General features: G+C 28.2%; 24 protein-coding genes. 14 read left to right on the top strand and 10 right to left on the bottom strand.

The genetic code is table 11. From position 1 onward, the window contains the following. From ACTTA0_RS00295 to ACTTA0_RS00360, 14 genes are read left to right on the top strand one after another with little or no spacing between them, the layout of a single operon-like run. Complete coding sequence (locus ACTTA0_RS00295; protein ID WP_440675464.1) at window positions 1–612, top strand: ribonuclease D; 612 nt, start codon at window positions 1–3, stop codon at window positions 610–612. After that, window positions 612–1,580, top strand: a complete 969-nt coding sequence (locus ACTTA0_RS00300; protein WP_440675465.1) for a KpsF/GutQ family sugar-phosphate isomerase — start codon at window positions 612–614, stop codon at window positions 1,578–1,580. The genes ACTTA0_RS00295 and ACTTA0_RS00300 overlap by 1 nt, the downstream gene beginning before the upstream one ends. After that, a complete protein-coding gene (lptC, locus tag ACTTA0_RS00305; RefSeq protein WP_440675466.1) occupies window positions 1,581–2,153 on the top strand; it encodes an LPS export ABC transporter periplasmic protein LptC in 573 nt (190 codons plus the stop codon). Next, window positions 2,153–2,929 (top strand): ATP-binding cassette domain-containing protein, encoded by a 777-nt coding sequence (locus tag ACTTA0_RS00310; protein ID WP_440675467.1) that lies wholly within the window; start codon window positions 2,153–2,155, stop codon window positions 2,927–2,929. Before lptC ends, ACTTA0_RS00310 begins: the two co-directional genes overlap by 1 nt. 6 nt (window positions 2,930–2,935) lie before the next feature. Continuing rightward, the gene (aroA, locus tag ACTTA0_RS00315; protein WP_440675468.1) at window positions 2,936–4,264 is read left to right on the top strand and encodes a 3-phosphoshikimate 1-carboxyvinyltransferase; all 1,329 of its coding nucleotides are present in this window, start codon (window positions 2,936–2,938) and stop codon (window positions 4,262–4,264) included. After that, the gene (gene cmk, locus ACTTA0_RS00320; protein ID WP_440675469.1) at window positions 4,257–4,913 is read left to right on the top strand and encodes a (d)CMP kinase; all 657 of its coding nucleotides are present in this window, start codon (window positions 4,257–4,259) and stop codon (window positions 4,911–4,913) included. The genes aroA and cmk overlap by 8 nt, the downstream gene beginning before the upstream one ends. Then, entirely contained in the window at window positions 4,913–6,640 is a 1,728-nt protein-coding gene (locus ACTTA0_RS00325) for a S1 RNA-binding domain-containing protein (protein ID WP_440675470.1), read from the top strand. The genes cmk and ACTTA0_RS00325 overlap by 1 nt, the downstream gene beginning before the upstream one ends. A 16-nt stretch (window positions 6,641–6,656) precedes the next feature. Then, window positions 6,657–6,947 carry an HU family DNA-binding protein gene (locus ACTTA0_RS00330; RefSeq protein WP_440675471.1) on the top strand — a complete coding sequence of 97 codons (291 nt, stop codon included), beginning with the start codon at window positions 6,657–6,659 and terminating at the stop codon, window positions 6,945–6,947. Next, a complete protein-coding gene (gene pyrF, locus ACTTA0_RS00335; RefSeq protein ID WP_440675472.1) occupies window positions 6,937–7,626 on the top strand; it encodes an orotidine-5'-phosphate decarboxylase in 690 nt (229 codons plus the stop codon). The genes ACTTA0_RS00330 and pyrF overlap by 11 nt, the downstream gene beginning before the upstream one ends. Continuing rightward, window positions 7,626–8,255 (top strand): phosphoribosylanthranilate isomerase, encoded by a 630-nt coding sequence (locus tag ACTTA0_RS00340; RefSeq protein WP_440675473.1) that lies wholly within the window; start codon window positions 7,626–7,628, stop codon window positions 8,253–8,255. Before pyrF ends, ACTTA0_RS00340 begins: the two co-directional genes overlap by 1 nt. Next, window positions 8,245–9,474: a tryptophan synthase subunit beta gene (trpB, locus tag ACTTA0_RS00345; RefSeq protein ID WP_440675474.1), complete on the top strand. Its 1,230-nt coding sequence runs from the start codon at window positions 8,245–8,247 to the stop codon at window positions 9,472–9,474. The genes ACTTA0_RS00340 and trpB overlap by 11 nt, the downstream gene beginning before the upstream one ends. Beyond that, complete coding sequence (gene trpA, locus ACTTA0_RS00350; protein WP_440675475.1) at window positions 9,474–10,274, top strand: tryptophan synthase subunit alpha; 801 nt, start codon at window positions 9,474–9,476, stop codon at window positions 10,272–10,274. The genes trpB and trpA overlap by 1 nt, the downstream gene beginning before the upstream one ends. Then, the gene (locus tag ACTTA0_RS00355) at window positions 10,271–11,200 is read left to right on the top strand and encodes an acetyl-CoA carboxylase carboxyltransferase subunit beta (protein WP_440675476.1); all 930 of its coding nucleotides are present in this window, start codon (window positions 10,271–10,273) and stop codon (window positions 11,198–11,200) included. Before trpA ends, ACTTA0_RS00355 begins: the two co-directional genes overlap by 4 nt. Continuing rightward, complete coding sequence (locus tag ACTTA0_RS00360; RefSeq protein WP_440675477.1) at window positions 11,154–12,419, top strand: bifunctional folylpolyglutamate synthase/dihydrofolate synthase; 1,266 nt, start codon at window positions 11,154–11,156, stop codon at window positions 12,417–12,419. Before ACTTA0_RS00355 ends, ACTTA0_RS00360 begins: the two co-directional genes overlap by 47 nt. Here ACTTA0_RS00360 and ACTTA0_RS00365 read toward each other — a convergent pair. From ACTTA0_RS00365 to ACTTA0_RS00410, 10 genes are read right to left on the bottom strand one after another with little or no spacing between them, the layout of a single operon-like run. Then, window positions 12,416–12,733: a thioredoxin family protein gene (locus ACTTA0_RS00365; protein ID WP_440675478.1), complete on the bottom strand. Its 318-nt coding sequence runs from the start codon at window positions 12,731–12,733 to the stop codon at window positions 12,416–12,418. The two genes, ACTTA0_RS00360 and ACTTA0_RS00365, sit on opposite strands and share 4 nt — an antisense overlap. A 34-nt stretch (window positions 12,734–12,767) precedes the next feature. Next, window positions 12,768–14,204 (bottom strand): exonuclease domain-containing protein, encoded by a 1,437-nt coding sequence (locus ACTTA0_RS00370; RefSeq protein WP_440675479.1) that lies wholly within the window; start codon window positions 14,202–14,204, stop codon window positions 12,768–12,770. A 15-nt stretch (window positions 14,205–14,219) separates the two neighbouring features. Further along, window positions 14,220–14,906, bottom strand: coding sequence for a hypothetical protein (locus ACTTA0_RS00375; RefSeq protein WP_440675480.1), 687 nt, complete (start codon window positions 14,904–14,906; stop codon window positions 14,220–14,222). Window positions 14,907–14,943: 37 nt separating this feature from the next. Continuing rightward, on the bottom strand, window positions 14,944–16,041 hold the full coding sequence (locus ACTTA0_RS00380; RefSeq protein WP_440675481.1) for a DNA recombination protein RmuC: 1,098 nt from the start codon (window positions 16,039–16,041) through the stop codon (window positions 14,944–14,946). A gap of 42 nt (window positions 16,042–16,083) precedes the next feature. Further along, window positions 16,084–16,293 carry a hypothetical protein gene (locus ACTTA0_RS00385; RefSeq protein ID WP_440675482.1) on the bottom strand — a complete coding sequence of 70 codons (210 nt, stop codon included), beginning with the start codon at window positions 16,291–16,293 and terminating at the stop codon, window positions 16,084–16,086. Then, entirely contained in the window at window positions 16,293–16,541 is a 249-nt protein-coding gene (locus ACTTA0_RS00390) for a hypothetical protein (protein ID WP_440675483.1), read from the bottom strand. The genes ACTTA0_RS00385 and ACTTA0_RS00390 overlap by 1 nt, the downstream gene beginning before the upstream one ends. Window positions 16,542–16,575: 34 nt before the next feature. Then, complete coding sequence (locus ACTTA0_RS00395; protein WP_440675484.1) at window positions 16,576–16,944, bottom strand: very short patch repair endonuclease; 369 nt, start codon at window positions 16,942–16,944, stop codon at window positions 16,576–16,578. After that, complete coding sequence (locus ACTTA0_RS00400; RefSeq protein ID WP_440675485.1) at window positions 16,944–17,411, bottom strand: hypothetical protein; 468 nt, start codon at window positions 17,409–17,411, stop codon at window positions 16,944–16,946. The genes ACTTA0_RS00395 and ACTTA0_RS00400 overlap by 1 nt, the downstream gene beginning before the upstream one ends. Beyond that, entirely contained in the window at window positions 17,408–18,199 is a 792-nt protein-coding gene (locus tag ACTTA0_RS00405) for a hypothetical protein (RefSeq protein ID WP_440675486.1), read from the bottom strand. The genes ACTTA0_RS00400 and ACTTA0_RS00405 overlap by 4 nt, the downstream gene beginning before the upstream one ends. Continuing rightward, the gene (locus ACTTA0_RS00410; protein WP_440675487.1) at window positions 18,186–19,040 is read right to left on the bottom strand and encodes a hypothetical protein; all 855 of its coding nucleotides are present in this window, start codon (window positions 19,038–19,040) and stop codon (window positions 18,186–18,188) included. Before ACTTA0_RS00410 ends, ACTTA0_RS00405 begins: the two co-directional genes overlap by 14 nt.

The following is a 19,040-nucleotide window of genomic DNA, read 5'->3' on the forward strand; positions in this document are numbered from 1 at the left end:
ATGAGTAATAATATTCAATTGCACAAAAATGATCTACCAGATGATTTAAATTTAGGCAATATAATTGCCGTAGATGGTGAGTTTATGGGTCTAAATGTCAGACGTGATCCGTTGTGTTTAATTCAAGTATCTTCAGGCAACTCAGATGCTCATATAGTTCAATTTGATAGAAAAAATTATCAAGCACCAAATTTAGTGAAGCTATTAAATAATGAAAATATAACAAAAATTTTTCATTATGGACGTGCAGATATGGCCCATATTAAATATTATTTAAAAACAGAAACTAATAATATTTTAGATACAAAAATCGCTTCAAAACTTGCACGATCTTACTCTGACAATCATTCTTTAAAAACTTTAATAAAAGAATTTATAAATATAGATATTAGCAAACAATTTCAGAGTTCAGATTTTGGAGGTGAATTAACACCAGCTCAACTTAAATATTGTGCTAATGATGTAATTTATTTGCATAAAATTCATAATGAATTAAAAAAAATATTAGAACGTGAAAACAGGATACAACTTTACAATGATTGTTTGAAATTTCTAAAAACGAGAGTTGATCTTGATCTTGCACTATTTAGAGATGATATTTGGTCACATTAATGAATAATAAAAAATTTATTTCTACAGCAAGAGATGTAATTAATCTTGAAATAAAAGCATTACAGAGCTTAAAAAAAAATATTAACAAATCATTTAGTGAAGCAGTTTTTGAGATAGCTAACTGTCAATCAAAAGTAATATTATGTGGTGTTGGAAAAAGTGGACTAATTGCTTCAAAAATTGCTGCCACTTTAGCATCAGTTGGAACACCTTCATTTAGTCTTGCTGCAAGTGAGGCTTCTCATGGCGATCTAGGAATGATTTCTAAAAAAGATATTCTAATATTAATTAGCAATTCAGGGGATACAAGTGAGCTTAAAAATATTATTCAATTTGCAAAAAGAAATAAAATTTTATTAATTGGAATTGTTTCAAAAAAAGACTCTATTCTTTATAAAGCTTCAGACATAAAATTACTTACTCCAAAAGTTGATGAAGCTGAAGGTATAGTTCCAACTGCAAGTACTACAACACAATTAGCTTTAGGCGACTCTCTTGCGATAGCATCGATGAAATATAAAAAATTTGGCAAAATGGATTTTAAAAAGCTTCATCCTGCAGGAAGTTTAGGTGCTCAACTTAAAACTGTTGAAGATATAATGATTACAGGAAATAAAATACCCTTTGTTAAAGAAAATTTGAAAATGAATAAAGCTTTAAAAATATTATCTGAAAAAAAATTAGGTATTTTAATTGTTTTAAATGATAAAAATAAAACAGTTGGAATAGTTACTGATGGACAGATCAGAAGGTATACTGAGAAAAAATTTGATTTTCACTTGCATAAAGTCAAAGAAATTATGACTAAAAAACCAATATTCATAGAAAAAGATGAATTAGCAGCGAAGGCACTTTCGATTATGAATAATAAAAAAATTACTTCACTTATAGTTAATAAAAAAGAACAGCCTCAAAAAACAGTTGGTGTCCTGCACATTCATACAATTTTGCAATCCAATATTTCTTAAATGGCTAATAAAAAATTTGTAAAAATTTTTTTAATCATTTCATTATGCACAATAATAGTTTTTTTTATTTATATAAAATTCTTAAAAAAAAATAATTCTAAAATAGTCCAAAAAGAAGAGAGCGAAATAATTTATAATTCTAATTTAATTAAAGATGTTGAATATTCAACCAAAGATAAAGACGGTAATGAATATTTCATAAAAGCTAAAGAGGGAGAAATAGATTTTTCTAATCCAAATATTATTTTTCTTAAAAAAGTTAAAGCTACAATTAAACTAATTGGATCAGATAATGTCATAATTGTTTCTAATTTCGGAAAATATAATTCAGAAAATTATGATACTATTTTTTCAAAAAATGTAATAATTAACTATTTAAATAATAAAATTACTGGAGAATATCTAGATTTTTCTTTAGAAAGAAATTCTATGATAATCTCTAAAAATGTAACTTATAATAATTTAGAAAATGTACTAAAAGCTGATGTCATTGAGATAAATATTGAAACTAAAGACACCAAAATATTCATGCATGAAAGTAAAAAGAAAGTAAACATAAAAAGTAAAAACTAATGGCTATAATTAAAAAATTTAGGATAAAGTCATTCAAAAATACTAATTCTATTATAGAATTTAATAATATTTCACTCTCTTATGGAAATAGATTGATCTTAGATAACTTAAATTTCAAAATTAATGAGGGTCAGATTTTTGGGATGTTGGGTCCTAATGGAGTTGGAAAATCAACAATTTTTAATCTAATTACTGGTTTAATTAGTCCAAATAATGGTAAAATAAAAATAGCAGGTCAAGATGTAACTAACTATCCTATCTACTTGAGAACTAAAAAATTCAAAGTAGGATATGTACCACAATATGGGGGTTTTTTTAATGACCTTACACTTCATGATAATTTAAAAGCAATAAGTGAAATTGTTTTGGAAAATAAAAATTTTAGAACAGAAAGAATTGATTATTTAGTTTCAAAATTTGAACTTGATAATCTTAAAGATATTAAAGCAAAATTTTTATCTGGAGGTCAAAAAAAAAAATTAGTTATTGCACTGTCTTTATTAAGTGAACCAAAAGTTTTGCTTTTAGATGAATGTTTTGCAGCATTAGATGTATTGACTATTAAAATGTTGCAAGAAATAATCGTTAATTTGCAAAGCGAACATAGAATTACAATTTGTATATGTGACCATCAAGCTAGAGACCTCTTGGTTTGTGTTGATATGGCAATGATTTTAAGTAATGGAAAAATAGTTGCACAAGATACACCTTCTAACTTAGTTAATAATACTAATGCTAAAAATGCATATTTTGGTGACAACTTTAAGTTCAATTAACTCTTTATGACAAACATCGTAAAGATAGAAAAGAAAATTGGATACTTTAAAAAAACTATAATTGTTCCAGGTGATAAAAGTTTAAGTATTAGATGGGTACTTTTTTCCTCGTTGGCAAAAGGAACATCAAAAGCGAAAAATCTTTTGATGTCTGAAGATGTATTGGCTGCAATAGAGGCAGTAAAAAAATTGGGAATTAAAGTAATTATAAAAAAAAAAGAATGTAAAATTTATGGAAAAGGGATTAATGGCTATAATTATAAAAAAAACCTCACAATAGATGCTCAAAATTCAGGGACTCTTGGAAGACTTATTCTTGGTCTATTGGTAAATTCTCCAAAGCCAATAAGTTTAATAGGAGATAAAAGTTTATCAAAAAGAGATTTTAAAAGAGTATCAGATCCTTTAAGCAAATTTGGAGTTAAATTTAAATTAAGGAGTAATAATTTTTTACCATTAAAAATTTATGGATCATCTAACCTGAAACCAATTAAATACTATGAAAACAAAGGTTCAGCTCAGTGTAAAAGTTCAATTATTTTTGCCGCAATGAGAACTGATGGAGCAACAACTATTAAAGCAAAAAAATCAAGAAACCATACTGAGCTATTATGTAAATATTTGAAATTACCAATAAGTATTAAAAAAAATAAAAATTTTGATGAAATTAAAATTAAAAAAGTAAAAAAAATTAATACTTTAAACTATGATATTCCATCTGATATTAGTTCTAGTGCATTCTTCATCGTTCTAACTGCATTGTCTAAAAATTCTGAGTTAATAATTAAAAATGTAAATATAAATCCATCCAGGATTGGTATCATAACTATTTTAAAAAAAATGGGTGTAAGAATAATTTTTAAAAATCAAAAAACTTATAAAGGTGAAAAAAAGGCTGACATAAAAATAGTAAGTGCAAAAAATATAAGAGCAATTAATTGCCCTCCTAAATTAAATAGTGGTGCAATTGATGAATTTTTAGTTATATTTTTAGTTGCCGCAAAAGCCAAGGGTGTTTCTTATTTTAGAGATCTTAGCGAACTAAATCAGAAAGAAAGTCCAAGATTAAAATGGGCTGAAAAAATTTTGGCAAGTTTAGGAGTAAAAACAATCACAACAAATGACTCCATTAAAATCTATGGCAATCCTGATTTAAATTTAGACTTTAATAAAAAAATTATAATTAAAAATTATTTAAAAGATCATAGAGTTTTTATGACAAGTTTGATAGCAGCCTTAAGTTTTGGTGGAAAATGGACTATTCACGATAAAGACTCAATTAACACTTCGTTCCCAAATTTTTTGAGAATTATCAAAGATTTAAAAAATGATTAAAAGAAAAAATGTTTTAAAAATTGCTATAGATTCACCTGCTGCAGCAGGTGCTGGGACTTTGGCAAAAGCTATTTCGAAACATTATAATTTATTTTATCTTGATACTGGAAAAATTTATAGATTTATTGCCTATCTAAGAATTAAACACCCAAAAAAATTTAATTATAAATTTATAAAATCAAAAATTAAGTTATTAAAAATAAAAGATCTCTCAGACAATAATTTATTGTCTGATGAAGTTGGAACTGAAGCTTCCATAATTTCTAAAATTAAATCAATAAGAAAAATGGTTCATTCTTTTCAAATCAATTTTGCATATAACCCACCTAAAAAATACAAAGGTTCATGTTTAGATGGCAGAGATATTACATACAATATTATTCCTGACGCTGACTTTAAATTTTATATAACTGCAAATATAAAAACTAGAGCATTAAGGAGATTTAAGGAATTAAAGGGTTTAAAAAAAAAGATAACTTATCAAGAAGTCTTAAAAAGCATTAAAAAACGCGATAAAAGCGATTTTAATAGAAAAATATCTCCATTGAAGAAAACAAAAGATTCACTATTGATTAATACGACAAACCTTAATAAAAGGGCATGTTTTTTAAAAATAAAAAAAATAATAGACAGGAAAACAAATAATTAATGGAAATTTACAAAGATTTATCTAATCCAGCATCTCAAGAATTCGAAAAATTACTAAGTAGTCAGCTTTCAAAAGTTCAAATAGAAGAAGGTAAAATAATTGAAGGTAAAATAAATAAAATTACTGAGAAATTTGTATTTTTATTTGTTGAAGGTTTAAAATCAGAACCTGTTCTTGATATTAATGAATTAAAAAGCATGGGTCTTTCTGAAAGAATTAAAGTTGGTGAAACTATTCCAGTTTTACTTGAAAAAATTGAAGATAAACATGGTGAAGTTTTGGTTTCTGCTAGTAAAGCTCAAAAAATTAAAGGTTGGGATAAATTAGTTGAAGCGTACGAAAAAAATGAACCTATCATGGGAAAAATTACATCCAAGTGCAAAGGTGGATGCATAGTTGAGCATATAGACACTGGCTCACTTATGTTTTTACCTGGTTCACAAATTAGTGATAAACCTTTAAAAGACATAAGTCATTTAATGAATGAACCACAAAAATTTGCGCTTATCAAACTAGATAAGGTTAGAGGTAATGCCTGCGTATCTAGAAGAGAAATAATTTCATCTTTCAAAAAAGAGGATAAAGCAAAAATTGTTGAAAAATACAAAGTTGGTGACATTATAAAAGGTGCTGAAGTAAAAGGATATAGTTCATTTGGTTGCTTCTTTAATGTGAATGGTGAATTAGATGTATTGGTTCATTTACAAGAAATTTCTTATTCAAGAGTAAATCATCCTGATGAAGTATTTAATATAGGTGAAAAACACGACCTAAAAGTTATCAGTGTTGATAAAGAAAAATTACAGGTTGGATGTTCGGTAAAACAATTATCACCAGATCCCTTTGAGCATATTGAAAATTACGAATTAAATAAAATCTATAAAGTTAAAGTAGTAAAATTAATGGACTTTGGAGCTTTTTGTGAGCTAGAACCAGGCTTAACAACCTTGCTTCATTCAAGCGAACTAAGCTGGACGAAAAAAAATATTTCAGCAAAAAAAATGTTTAAAGTTGGAGATGAAATAGATTGTGTAATTACTGAAATTGACAAAGACAAAAGACGAGTTGCTATTTCACATAGATTAACTCAAGATAATCCTTTTGAAACATTTGAGAAAAAATATCCTGTTGGTACAATTGTTGAAGGAGAAGTTGTAAATAAAAATGAATACTCTTTATTTGTTAAAATTGAAGATTTAGATATTGATGCTTTTTTACATTGCAATGATTTAACTTATTTAAATAATGGTGAAGAAGAACTGTCTAAGTATAAAAAAGGTGATAAGCTTAAAGTTAAAGTATTGGAAATAAAATCTTCGGAACAAAAGATTAGAGTTGGTTTAAGACAAACTCAAGCAGATCCATTTGACTGGTTTAAAGATAAGTCAAAAAATCAAACAATAACTGTTAAAGTTGTTTCAACTGATAACAAAGGACTTATAGTAAGACCAGAAGGTTGTGAAATGGACTTCCAGATTAAAAAATCTGCAATAGCAATTAATGCTGCTGATTCTAGACCAAGTAGATGGACAGGTGGTGAAAAATTAGACTGTGCGATCGCAGATTTGGACATGAATAAGAGAAAAGTAACATTAAGCATTAGATTACTTGAAGAAATTGAGAAAAAAGAAGCTCTTGAAAAATATGGATCTGAAGGTTCTGGTAAAAACCTACCTTTTTCATCGCTATCTGAGGATTTAAAGAAAAAAGAAGAAGAGAAAGAATAATTGAAGAAGTTATAAATTGGCTATTGTAAAATCAAAGCTTCTAAAACAACTCTCTCAAAACTACCCAAATTTCTTAAAAAAAGATTTAGAGAAATTTACTGATATAATTTTAAATGAAATAAAAAGATCACTTCGTAGAGGAGATGGAGTTGAATTAAGAAATTTTGGAACATTTAGAGTTAAGATTCAAAAAGCCTCCATTAGAAGAAATCCAAAAACTGGCGAAAAAGTTGCAGTTCCTCAAAAGAAAGTAATATCATGGAAAATGAGCAAGGAAATGTTTAAAAAGATCAATAATGAAGAATAAAATTATTTTCGTTGCATGTGATACTTCAAATTTAGATCAAATAAAGAAAATTCTTAAAAATATTAATACAAAAAAGTTAAAAATTATTCCAAAATTTGGATTACAGTTTTTTTACTCAAAAAATGGAAGAAAATTTTTAGAAAAATACAAATCAGATTTTTGGTTGGATTTAAAAATAAATGATATTCCACAAACAGCTCTTTCAGCAGTTGATAGTTTGAAAGATTTAAAAAAATGTAAATACATTACTGTGCATGCAAATGGTGGACTTAATATGCTTAAAGCTATCAAGGAAAAAACTAAACAAATTAATAAAAATTTAAAAGTACTCGGAGTTACTGTGTTGACTAGTCTTAACAATAAATCATTAAAAGAAATTGGTCATACTAAAACAGTTGACCAACTAGTTTTAAAGCAAGCTGGTATTGTTAAAAAATCAGGATGTGATGGGATAGTTTGTTCTGCAAAAGAAGCAAAAATGATTAGAAAAAAATACAAAAATTTATTAGTCATCACACCTGGTATAAGATTGCCAGGTGATAATTTAAATGATCAAGCTAGAGTAATGACACCAAAAGATGCTTTCAAAAGTAAAGTTTCAGGAGTGGTAATTGGAAGATCTCTTACAAAAGGTAATATTAAGAATAATATTAAAAAATTAATTAATCATTTATACTGATGATTAAGGGTTGTAAAATTTGTGGGATTTCTGATCCTGATACTTTAAATTTTTTAATTAATCACCCTTACCCACCAACATTTATTGGATTTATTTGCAACTATCCAAAAAGTTCTAGATACGTTGGATATGAAAATTTAAAAAAACTTTTAATAAATAATCCAAAACAAAGTTACTATGTTGCTGTTCTGGTAAAACCAAACATAAGTATTTTAGAGAAAATTAAAAATTTACCTTTTGATTACTATCAACTATATGATTGTACACCAGAGGAAATAAAAGAGATAAAAGAAAAATATCAAAAGAAAATTATTACAGCTTTCACAATAAAATCAAAGTCTGATTTGAGTAATTATAAATTATATTCTGATCATACTGATATTTATTTATTTGATAGTAAGGGCTACGAGAAAAGTCAGTCTTTTGATCATAACTTGATTAAAAATATCAAATTAAATAAGGAATTGATGATTGCTGGAAATATTCAATACAATGAAGAGCTTAAAAATTTCAAAAATTTGGCAAATTTTATAGATTTATCTGGTGGTGTAGAAACATCTGGATTAAAAGACTTAACCAAAATAGAATTTTTTTTAAATAAAGTTAATGAAATTAAAAATGAAGCTTAAAAAAGGTGTTCCATTAATTGACCAACACGATCAACAAGGTTTTTGGGGAAGAAAATTTGGAGGCAGTTTTATACCAGAAACTTTAAAAAAACCAGTAGAGGATTTAACAAAAGAATTTAAGAAACTTAGAAATAATAAAGCCTTTTTAAAAAAAAGAGATTATTATTTTAAAAATTATATTGGATCTCCAACTTCTTTTGTGAAATTAGAAAATTTGTCCAATCATTTAGGTGGAGCTCAAATTTGGGCAAAAGTTGTTTCTGAAGCAAATGGAGGTGCGCATAAAATCTATAATGCCACTGTTCATGCACTAATTTGCAAAGCTATGGGTAAAAAATATATCGTTGGCGATACTGGTGCTGGATATGCAGGAAAAATGTTAAGTATGGCAGCTAAAAAATTTGGGCTTAAATGTAAAATTTTTATGGGTGCTAAAGACATTAAAAGACAAAAACCAAATTGTGACGCTATGAGAAAAAACGGTGCAGAAATAGTACCAGTTTATTCTGGAAGTCAGACTTTAGTTGATGCAGTTAGTGAATGCATGCGATATTGGGTATCTAATTGTGATAATACACACATGTGTGTTGGTAGTACTGTTGGACCGAATATCTTTGTAAAAATATGTGGTTGGTCAACTGCACAAATTTCTAGAGAATTAAGAACACAGCTTAAAGAAGAATTTAAAAAAATTCCAAATAAAATTAAGTTAATTAATTGTGTTGGAGGTGGTAGTTCTGCATATGGATTTTGGAGTGAGTTTATTGATTTTGATAAAAAACAAATAGAATTAATTGGTGTAGAAGCTGGAGGTCCTAAAAAATCTAAACTTCATGCAGCACCACTAAGTAGAAACGCAAAAGTGGGTATTTTGCACGGAGCAGCTTCCTATGTTTGCCAAAATAATGAAGGACAAATTAATGATACAGAATCTATAAGTGCTGGTTTAGATTATCCTGGAGTTAGTCCTATTCATTGCTTTTTAAAAGATACTAAAAGAGCAAGATATACTTATGCAACAGATGAGGATGCACTTAATGCACATGTAATGGTAACTAAATTTGAAAAACTTAATCCAAGTTTAGAACCAAGTCATGCTTTTGCTGAGGCAATAAAAATTGCTCCAAAATTAAGCAAAGATACAATTATAATTGTTAACTCTTGTGGTGATGCAAAAAAAGATAGAGATATTTTAAGAGAAAGATTGGGAAAATATTAATGAGCTCTTTACTTAAAAAAGCTTTTTTAAATGCAAAAAAACAAAACAGACCTGCCTTACTGACTTATACAGTTGCAGGTGATAATACTAAAAAAAAATCTTTAGAAATTCTTAAGTCTATTTCAGACTATGCTGATATTTGTGAATTGGGCTTTCCTCACAACACACCCATAGCTGATGGAGGTCAAATCCAGACTAGTGCCTATAGAGCAATTAAAAACGGTATAAAAATTAACGATGTATTTTCAATTGCAAAAAATTTTAAAAAATCAAAAAAAAATACTCCAATTATACTAATGGGTTATTACAATATGATATTTCAGTACAATGAAAATAAATTTTTAGATAAATGTAAAAAATCAAAAGTAGATGGACTAATTGTTGTAGATTTGCCTTATCCTGAAAACAAAAGTTTTGCATCAAGATGTAAAAAGAATGGAGTGAATTTTATACAGCTGGTCTCACCTACTACTTCTCAAATTAGATTAAAAAAAATAATAAAGGACTCGCATGATATGGTTTACTATATTAGCATGTTATCAACTACAGGGGGTAAACTAAAAGTTTCCCCAAAGAAAATCTTGGAAAGATACAATAAAATTAAAAATCAAAATAAATCAAAAAATGTGGTGATTGGCTTTGGTATTACAGAAAAGACAATTAAATCTCTTAAAAAAGCTGATGGTCTTGTAGTTGGTAGTGCGATATGTAAGGAAATATCTAAATCAATTGAAAGAAGACAAAATACTGTCACAAATGTTACTAATATCGTAAAAAGATTAAGAAATAAAATTCAATGAACTGGATAACCAAAATTATTAAAGCAGGTGAAAAGATAAAAACTGCTATACGTGAACGAGCTACTAAAGAAGATATCGCAAAAAGTGAATGGACAAGTTGTTGTCGTGGACCAATTCTAAAGAAAGATTTAGAAGCAAACCTTTGGGTATGTCCAGATTGTAATAAGCATCATAGAATTAAACCAAAACAAAGATTTGATATTTTGTTTGGAAAAAACAACTATGAAGTTTTTAAAACACCCATTCCAAAAGATGATCCTTTAAATTGGACAGACTCTAGATCATACAAAGATAGATTAAAAAGTGCTCGTAAGAAAACTGGATTAGATTGTGGAATGATGGTTGCATCTGGGACAATCAATAATATTAAAGTAACAGCTGTTGCATCTGATTTTGACTTTTTAGGAGCTTCAATGGCTGCTGCAGAGGGTGAAGCATTTTTATATGGAATTCAAAATGCAATAGAAAATCAAACGCCATTTATATGTATAAGTGCTGGTGGAGGAATGAGGATGATGGAAAGTTTAATTTCATTATCTCAAATGACAAGAACCACACTTGCAATTAATGAATTAAAGAAAAATGGTTTGCCATACTTAGTTTGTATTACAGATCCGACCGCAGGAGGAATAACCGCTTCCTATGCAATGTTAGGAGATATTCATATTGCAGAGCCAGGCGCTTTAATTGCATTTGCAGGTGCAAGAGTTATTCAAGGTACAGTAAAAGAAGAATTGCCTGAAGGTTTTCAAAAAAGTGAGTATGTTGAGAAAACTGGGTTTGTTGATTTAATCGTAGAGAGAAGAGATCTAAGATCTAAAATAGGAACTTTATTATCAATATTGTTAAAACAAAATTCTGCTATAAGTTCTGAGCAAAATGAAACTTCAGAAGATACTCAGCAATTTTCAAAAGTTGCATCCTAAAGAAATAGATTTATCTTTAGATAGAATTCAAAATCTTTGTAAAAAATTAGGAAATCCCCAAGATAAAATTAAGGCCATATCAGTTGTTGGAACTAATGGAAAGAACTCTACCATACAGGCTATTTATGCGATTCTTAAGGAGAAGAATTTAAAATGCAATGTATATACGAGCCCACATATACAAAAAATTAATGAAAGATTTGTATTTAATAATCAGGAATTAAATGACGAGGAATTAGCTGATTTATTAGAAGAGGTTGAAAAAGTTAATAATAACGAACCAATAACTGTTTTTGAAATGTTATCAGCTTGTTTTTTTTATAAATCTGCCCAATATCCTGACAATATCAACTTAATAGAAAGTGGTTTATTCCATCGTTTTGATGCTACCAATATTTTAAAGAGTAATCTTGCAAGTATAGTAACATCTATAAGTAAAGACCATCTCGACTGGCTTCCAAAAGAAAATCAAACAATTGAGAAAATTGTTTTTGAAAAAACATCAGCCTTACTTAATTCAAATATTGTTATCGCAAAGCAAAATAAAAAAGAGACAATGGAATGTATTAAAAAAACTATTAAACACAACTCTTCAAATAAGTTATTTTTTAATGAAGACTATAGTTATTCAATTCAAGAGAATGGTTTTTTTTACTATGAGGATAAATTGGGAGGTTTGAAACTTCCTCTACCGAACGTTCTTGGTCAGTTTCAACTAGAAAATATATCAACTGCTATTGCAACTATAAGAACTTTAAATCTTGGAATTCAAAATACTGAAATAGAAAATGGTATTCAAAAAATACATAATCTTGCAAGATTACAGGAAATTAAATCTGGAAAACTAAAAAAACTTGTAAAAAATAATACATTATTAATTTCTGGGGATCATAACCCTGATGGAGCTCGAGTGGTAAATGAATATCTCCAAACTTTAGATTGTAATAAACACATAATCTTAGGTATGATGTCCAACAAGGATCATAATGAGTATATTAGTTATTTTAAAAATATCTCAACCTTGACCACTATTGATATTCCAAACCAACCTAATTCAATTGGCGGAAAAGACTTAAAAAACAAACTAAATTCATTCAAAAATGTTCAGTACAAAGAAAATATATTTGATGCAATCAAGTCTATTTCGGTCAAGAAAAACGATATAATCTTAATTACAGGTTCTCTTTATCTAGCTGGAGAAATACTTAATTTGAATTAGATATTTTTTTCTAAAAATTCTTTCATGTGGCTTTCAGGTACCCCACCAACTTTTCTATCTACTTCAACACCTTTTTTGTAAATAATAACAGTTGGTACGCCTCTTATGCCAGCTGCACTTCCAGTGTTAATTCCACCATCTTCTACATCAGCATAATAAAAACCAGCTTTACCTTTGTATTCATCAGCTAATTTATCCATCACTGGTTTTAAAGCTTTGCAAGGTCCACACCAAGCAGCTGAAAACTGGATTACTGAAACATCTTCATTTTTGATTTTACTTTCAAAATCTTCATCTTTAAAATCTATAAGCATAAATCCTTTCTATAAATTAAAGTTTTAAAGTCAACTATGCAATTTCATATTTTTTTTCAATAGACATAATAAATTCATTTATTTCATCCAATTTTTTTAGTTCTTCTTCATCATCTCTATTAGATGCTTGGTCTCTCAAGGTGTCTATTTCAGTGTAAGCCATTGCTATAGTTTGCCACTTTTCTCTATTTTTACTTAAAATTCTTCTAGCTATCTCACTTTTAATATTTTTATATAAATCAGGTGGCAATACGTGAGGTGCTTCTTGGTAAATAATTTTTTGCCCAAACCATGCACATCTTTTATCTTGAAATTTATCTAATAATCTTAATTTATCTTCCCATGATGAACTGTGCCAAGTTTTGAATAAAGCAGTATCTTTGTTTGGAACAAATTTCTCATACAATGTTTCCTCAGGAAGTAAATCTTCTTGATTTTGAGTTTGAGCCTTTTCTTCTGCAGCTTCCCTATTAATGATTTGAATATTCTTGCATAGGTTTTCGCTAGATCTAACTAATTTGGCTCTTTTTTGAATTGTCTCTAAATCAAGATCTGCATAAGCTTTTTCTTTTAAAGCAAATTTTTTATCTAATACTACAGGCGCTTTATTTGTTTTAATAACCCTTAAAGCTTTAGGACTTATTTTTTTTAGATTAGCTTTAAGCTCATTAACAGACATGTTTAAAAAAGGTTCTGGATCTCTTCTTAAGTCCCAAAGATATCCCCAGGAAGCATAAGATGGATGAAAACAATGCTCTGGATGTAATGTTGATACTAAATACATCATATTTCTTCCTTTAACATTTTCAAAAATTGAATAAATACCCTTTCCTTTTAAAATAGATTCCACACTACTCTTAGTGGAAGTGGTTAAAAATTTTTCCCAATTATCATTATGCTTTTCTTTTATAATTCTTAAAATTTTCAAACTAGTAAATGCATCGTGATACGCAGTATGTTGTTGGGAAGTATCAAATCCTTGTTGTCTTGCTAAGCCTTCAAGAGCAAGACTTTCATTTCCAGCATCTGTTAATTCAGTTTTTAAAGTTTTAGAATTAATTGTTTGTGCAGCTCTTGCAACATGAAGACCATCGTGTTCTTTATTTGGAGACGAATGAGTAATGTAAGGATATCTGTTACCCTTAAAGAAATTGAAATGGAACATTCGTCTATCAAAATTTAAATTACTCCAGCCCATAAATAATGCTGGGGCAGCTTTAGAGAAGAAGTTTTCAACTGCTCCTAAAAATTCATAATGAGAATAGTTTCCTTTGGTAAGTAAATCTATACTTGTTGAGTTTACCAATAGAGCTTTAGCACTTGGCACTTCTCCTTCTGGCATTCTGCCTCTGATATTTAACTTACCAATTTCATTTAAATTTTTATCAACAACAACTGCTCCAACCTCAATAATTGATCCCCAAATAGTGCTATTAGTTGTTTCAGTATCGTAGATTACAAATTTGTCCATATTTTCTTATATATTTTAAGTTAAATTAGATAGTTCATGAAATTTTTTTAATCTTCCTAAAAACAAATTTTGATAGATGATTAAATCATGTCCTTGAATTTTAAATTCTTGGAATAATTTATCTACAGTGCAGACCAAGATTACACAAGAAGTGATATTAGAGTTATACACAACATTATGAGCCAAAGAATAAGCGCTGGTTTGTAATAACCATGAATCGATATACTCAGCTTTCTTTGGTTTATTACTTTGTTTAAAATCTATAATTGTTTCTCTTCCTTCATAAACTCCAACACAATCCGCAGTGCCAGCATATTTATCTGGATAGTACAGTGTACACTCAACACCCCATATTTCTTCCAATCTATTTTTTAAACCATGATCTATTATTTCTTTTGCCATCAATTTATATTGTTCATTATCATCAAAAAAACTTAAATTTTCTCTCCCAAGCAAATAAGATTCTAAGTAGTTATGCATCTGTGAGCCTCTGCTGCTTGCTGCTTTTGTGATAGCTTCAGCTTCTTTATATCCTGTTCTCTCTCTCCAATTTGCTAGTGCTGCTTTATCCTCCTCGGATTTAGTAACATCTAAAATTGAAGTAACACTTGGTAATTTTTCTTCTCCCAAAAGGTATCTTCTAATACCATCAACTGTTGCTCTTGAAGATTTTGGATAATCATATTTACGATTCCATTGCATGAGATTTCTTATAAATGGTATTATCAAAAAAAAGAAATTAATTTTTAATTTGTCTTTGTTTATCAACAAATTTTTCAACGTTGTCTGTTTGTACAGCTTTCTCAACCTGCTCTGGATCTTTTATGCTTTCCAAAGTTCTATTTATTGATCTTGCATCTGTTCCAAATTTATCAACTACACCCATAGCATCTTCTAATTTTTTTCTAAGAACTACTATATTGTCAAAGTGTTTTGAAAATCTTGTGCTTATTGTTTTTAAATGATTATAGATTTCAGTTGCTCCCTTTTGAACTTTCAAGGATTGAAATCCCATGTGTAAAGATTGCAAATATGCTGACAAAGTATTAGGGCCACAGATTACAATTTTATATTTTTTCATTAATTCTTGAGTTAATAATTCTTTTGTACTTGGGTCTTGGTATTCAGTTAACTCTTTGTATAAACTTTCTGTAGGGGCATACACAATTGCAAAGTCAGTAGTTTTTGGTGGTACAATATATTTTTCATTTACACTTTTGGCTTTTGCCTTAAATGCAGTAGCTAATTTTGCTCTAGCATCAGCAACTAACCTTTTATCTTCCGCGTCATGACCATCGGTAATTGCTTTAAATTTCTCCACTGGAAAATGACTATCAACAGGAACTAAAACATCACCTTGAAGCTTGATTGCAAATTCTACATTTTCACTTGTATTTTCTTTCATTTTCACATTTGTCATGAATTGAGAGGCTGGTAGCAAATCTTTAATTAGTGCATCCAAACTAAACTCTGCAAGTGTTCCATATTTTTTAACTCCAGCCAAAATCTTAGTTATACTCTCCTGGCTTTGATTTAATAGTTGAACTTGTTGATTAAAATTCCCAACTTTTTCATCTACTTTAGTTAAAGCTGCTGTCATATCTTTTGTTACTCCAGTAGACAGATTGTTAAATGAAGTGGACATTGCTCCAAGTGAGCTATTGATTGTTGTATTTAAAGTATCCTTTAAACTTGAAATTTCAGATTTTAAGTTAGCTATTTCTTCAGCTTCTTTATTTTCATTATCCTCTTCAGGCTTAGATTTAAGGTTTAGATAAAGTATTGCTGACGCTATTCCTGTTAATACAACTAAAATAATTAATAAAACTGTATCCATGATTCGTATGTTATACCTCCGTGATTATATTTAAAGTTTTTTTCAATTTACTTTTACGATTAAATTGTTTTTTAAAGTTACTTCTGCAAAAAATTCTCTCCCAGAATTACTTGTTAAATGGGGTCTATTGCTCCCAACTAAAACACCATTAGATTTGTATTCATTACCAAATACGCTCGTTTCAGTAAAATTAAGCTTTTTACCTATATTAGCTTTAAGCTCTTTTTTTGAATTATAATTAAAAATAAGCACTAGTTGAGTAACCTTTTTGGAACCTTCCCCATCATTATTTCCTGCATATCAGAAAATTCTGCTTTCACATGATTTTGGACGGTTTTTACAAATGATTTAATAATTTTTTTACTAAAACCTAAATTTATTAAAATTTTTTCTGCCTCTTTAACATTTTCTGTAGAAATATAATGTTCAGCTATAGATAAATATCTAAAAAATAATTCTTTTTGGTTTTCAGATTTAAGCTCTGGAAGTTTCAATTCCATAAGGTGACCCTTGTCAGTTATTTGATAAATATCTTTAGGCAATGATGAGACGTTCAAGGGTGTTAAAAGTTTTATTTATATTCTTTCTTTTTAAAGTACACTCCCATACATCAATTACTTTCCAGCCTAATTTAATCAGTTTGCTTTTGTTAATAAAATCTCTTTTCTTATTAAGCTCTAATCTTTCTATCCAATATTGAGTTTTTGTTTTTGGTACATTGCTATGAGCGCAGCCATGATAGTGCCAATAACAACCATGAACGTTTATAATCGTTTTATGTTTATTTATTACAATATCAGGTTTACCAGGTAGTTCCTTTTTATGAATTCTAAACCGATAACCATTTTTATAAAGTAAAGACCTAATTATTTTTTCTGGTTTTGTGTTTTTAGAATTAGACATTAAATTTCCCCTTTATTATCAAAGACATTGATATGATAATATCCATCATCCCATTTTTTGATAATTCCTGCTCCAATAATTTGGTATTTACTATTAGGTTTTTTTTCTAACTGTTTAATTATTCCAACCGGAACATTGTCCTTCATGCATTTTTTTAAACCTATATTTGTATATTCAATATCTCTTTCCTTAATATTTTTATTTTCTTGAAAATATTTAATGGTATATATTTTATTTTTTTCAATCTTATCTTCATAGGGACCATCCTTTGTCATTCTGATACTTAGTGCATAATCTAAATCTTTTGGTTTATAAATACCCTTAGCTTTCGTTGCTAAAAGTTCATTTTTTGTTGTATTAGGAATCCATCCATCAAATTCTTTATCTTTATTATTTTGAAACCACTCTATTCTTTCTTTATGTGAGTCTTTTAAGTTTTTAATTAATAATTCGAAAGTAGAAATCATTTTGTTATATTTTTTTTATATGAATTAAATTCTTTTGGTAACATCTTTATTATCTCATCAGCTGTCATTCCCCATAGATATTTTACTTTATTAAATTGTGATAATTTATTTCTTAATCTTGGAAAAATACCAGGTTTATCTGGATTGCTTGACGGAGCTTTGCTAGTTCCCGGTATAGCTTCTTTTTTTTTAAAATCAAAATATAACTCTGTACAAACTTTCCCCATAACTTTCATTTCTCTTAAAAAAGCTACTTTTATAAACTGTTCTAAAAAATCATTCTGCTGGTATGGTTTTGTATATGTAAATATCATAGAATTTTCTTTAAATTGATTTTCGGCCCAACATGGTCCTCTTACCAAATGCCTAAAGCTTGTAAAAAAATCATTTATATTTACAGCGTATCGATAAGGGGAAGCACCTCTAATTTTTCCTGGAACAAAAATTTGCTCAAAAAGTATCATAGCAATCCAGTCCCATATTTCTGCTCTATCAATTAAATAAAAATCATATTCTGATAAAGCTAAATTGACACTCTTTGCAAGTTCATAAGAATTATTAAATGTTTTTAATTCAAATTTTTTACTTTTTTCTAATTCTTCAGATAAATTTTCTGAATTTTTAATTAGTTCGTATTTTTCTCTAAAAGTTTCATTGTATCCATTTTTAATGTCGTCTGGTGATATCTTTGAACCTTTTGAATTATTTTTTATTTGTAAAAATAACTCATTATAAAATTCTATCCACTTACTATGACCCTCTGAATTAAATTTTTTAATCTTCATCATCCTCCTCAAAGTTTTGTTCTCGACACTGTTTTTCAAAAACCGATATATAATTTATTTTTTTACCCTTAAATTCTACAGGATTATTTAAACATTCAGATGTAACACTATCTATCCAATCTAAAGCATCCTGGTTTATATTTTGATTTTCATCAAAATAATTTGGGATATCAACAAGATCAGGATCAATTCCTGTATTACTAATTACTTTATCAATAAAGCGTTTTCTTTGGGTGCAATTTTTAAAATTATTATCAGACAAATAAATTGTTAAAATTTGTTTGATTACTGAAGTGTAAATAAAAACCTTTGTTTTGATGTCATGTTTGAACTGTTCTTTCAAATTTAATTTACTTTTCACTAATAATATTGGTTTACTATCAGGACTCATATCTATAGCGAATGGTAAAGAAATTTTATCTGTTTCTCTTATCGGAAGTAAGGTATTTGAAATTTCAGAGTCTTTAGTTGTTTTATTTTTGCCGCTGCTTTCTAAGTTAGGTCTAATTTCATCAGCAAATCCTTTAACAAAATTATTTTCATCAATAACTTTGAGTCTAAACATTAGTGTGTCAAAACTAATGTCATTTATCGTAAATTCAAATTCACCTGTCTTTCCGATAGTTCCTAAAGACCAGGGCTCTTTTGCTATTCCACCAGACTCATAAGCTTGAAGAAAAATTTTATCATTTTCTTTGAAATTATGATCAGCGTTAAATTTAGATTTTGATCTTATTCTAAGTAAATTTTTTTGTTTTTTTACCTCAATTATAAATTCTGTATTTTCACCTTCAGCTGTAATTATTCTTTCTCTTCCAGTTCTATTTGATACTACTTGAGTCAT

The sequence above is a fragment of the Candidatus Pelagibacter sp. HIMB1593 genome (genome assembly GCF_052047755.1).
GTDB lineage: Bacteria > Pseudomonadota > Alphaproteobacteria > Pelagibacterales > Pelagibacteraceae > Pelagibacter.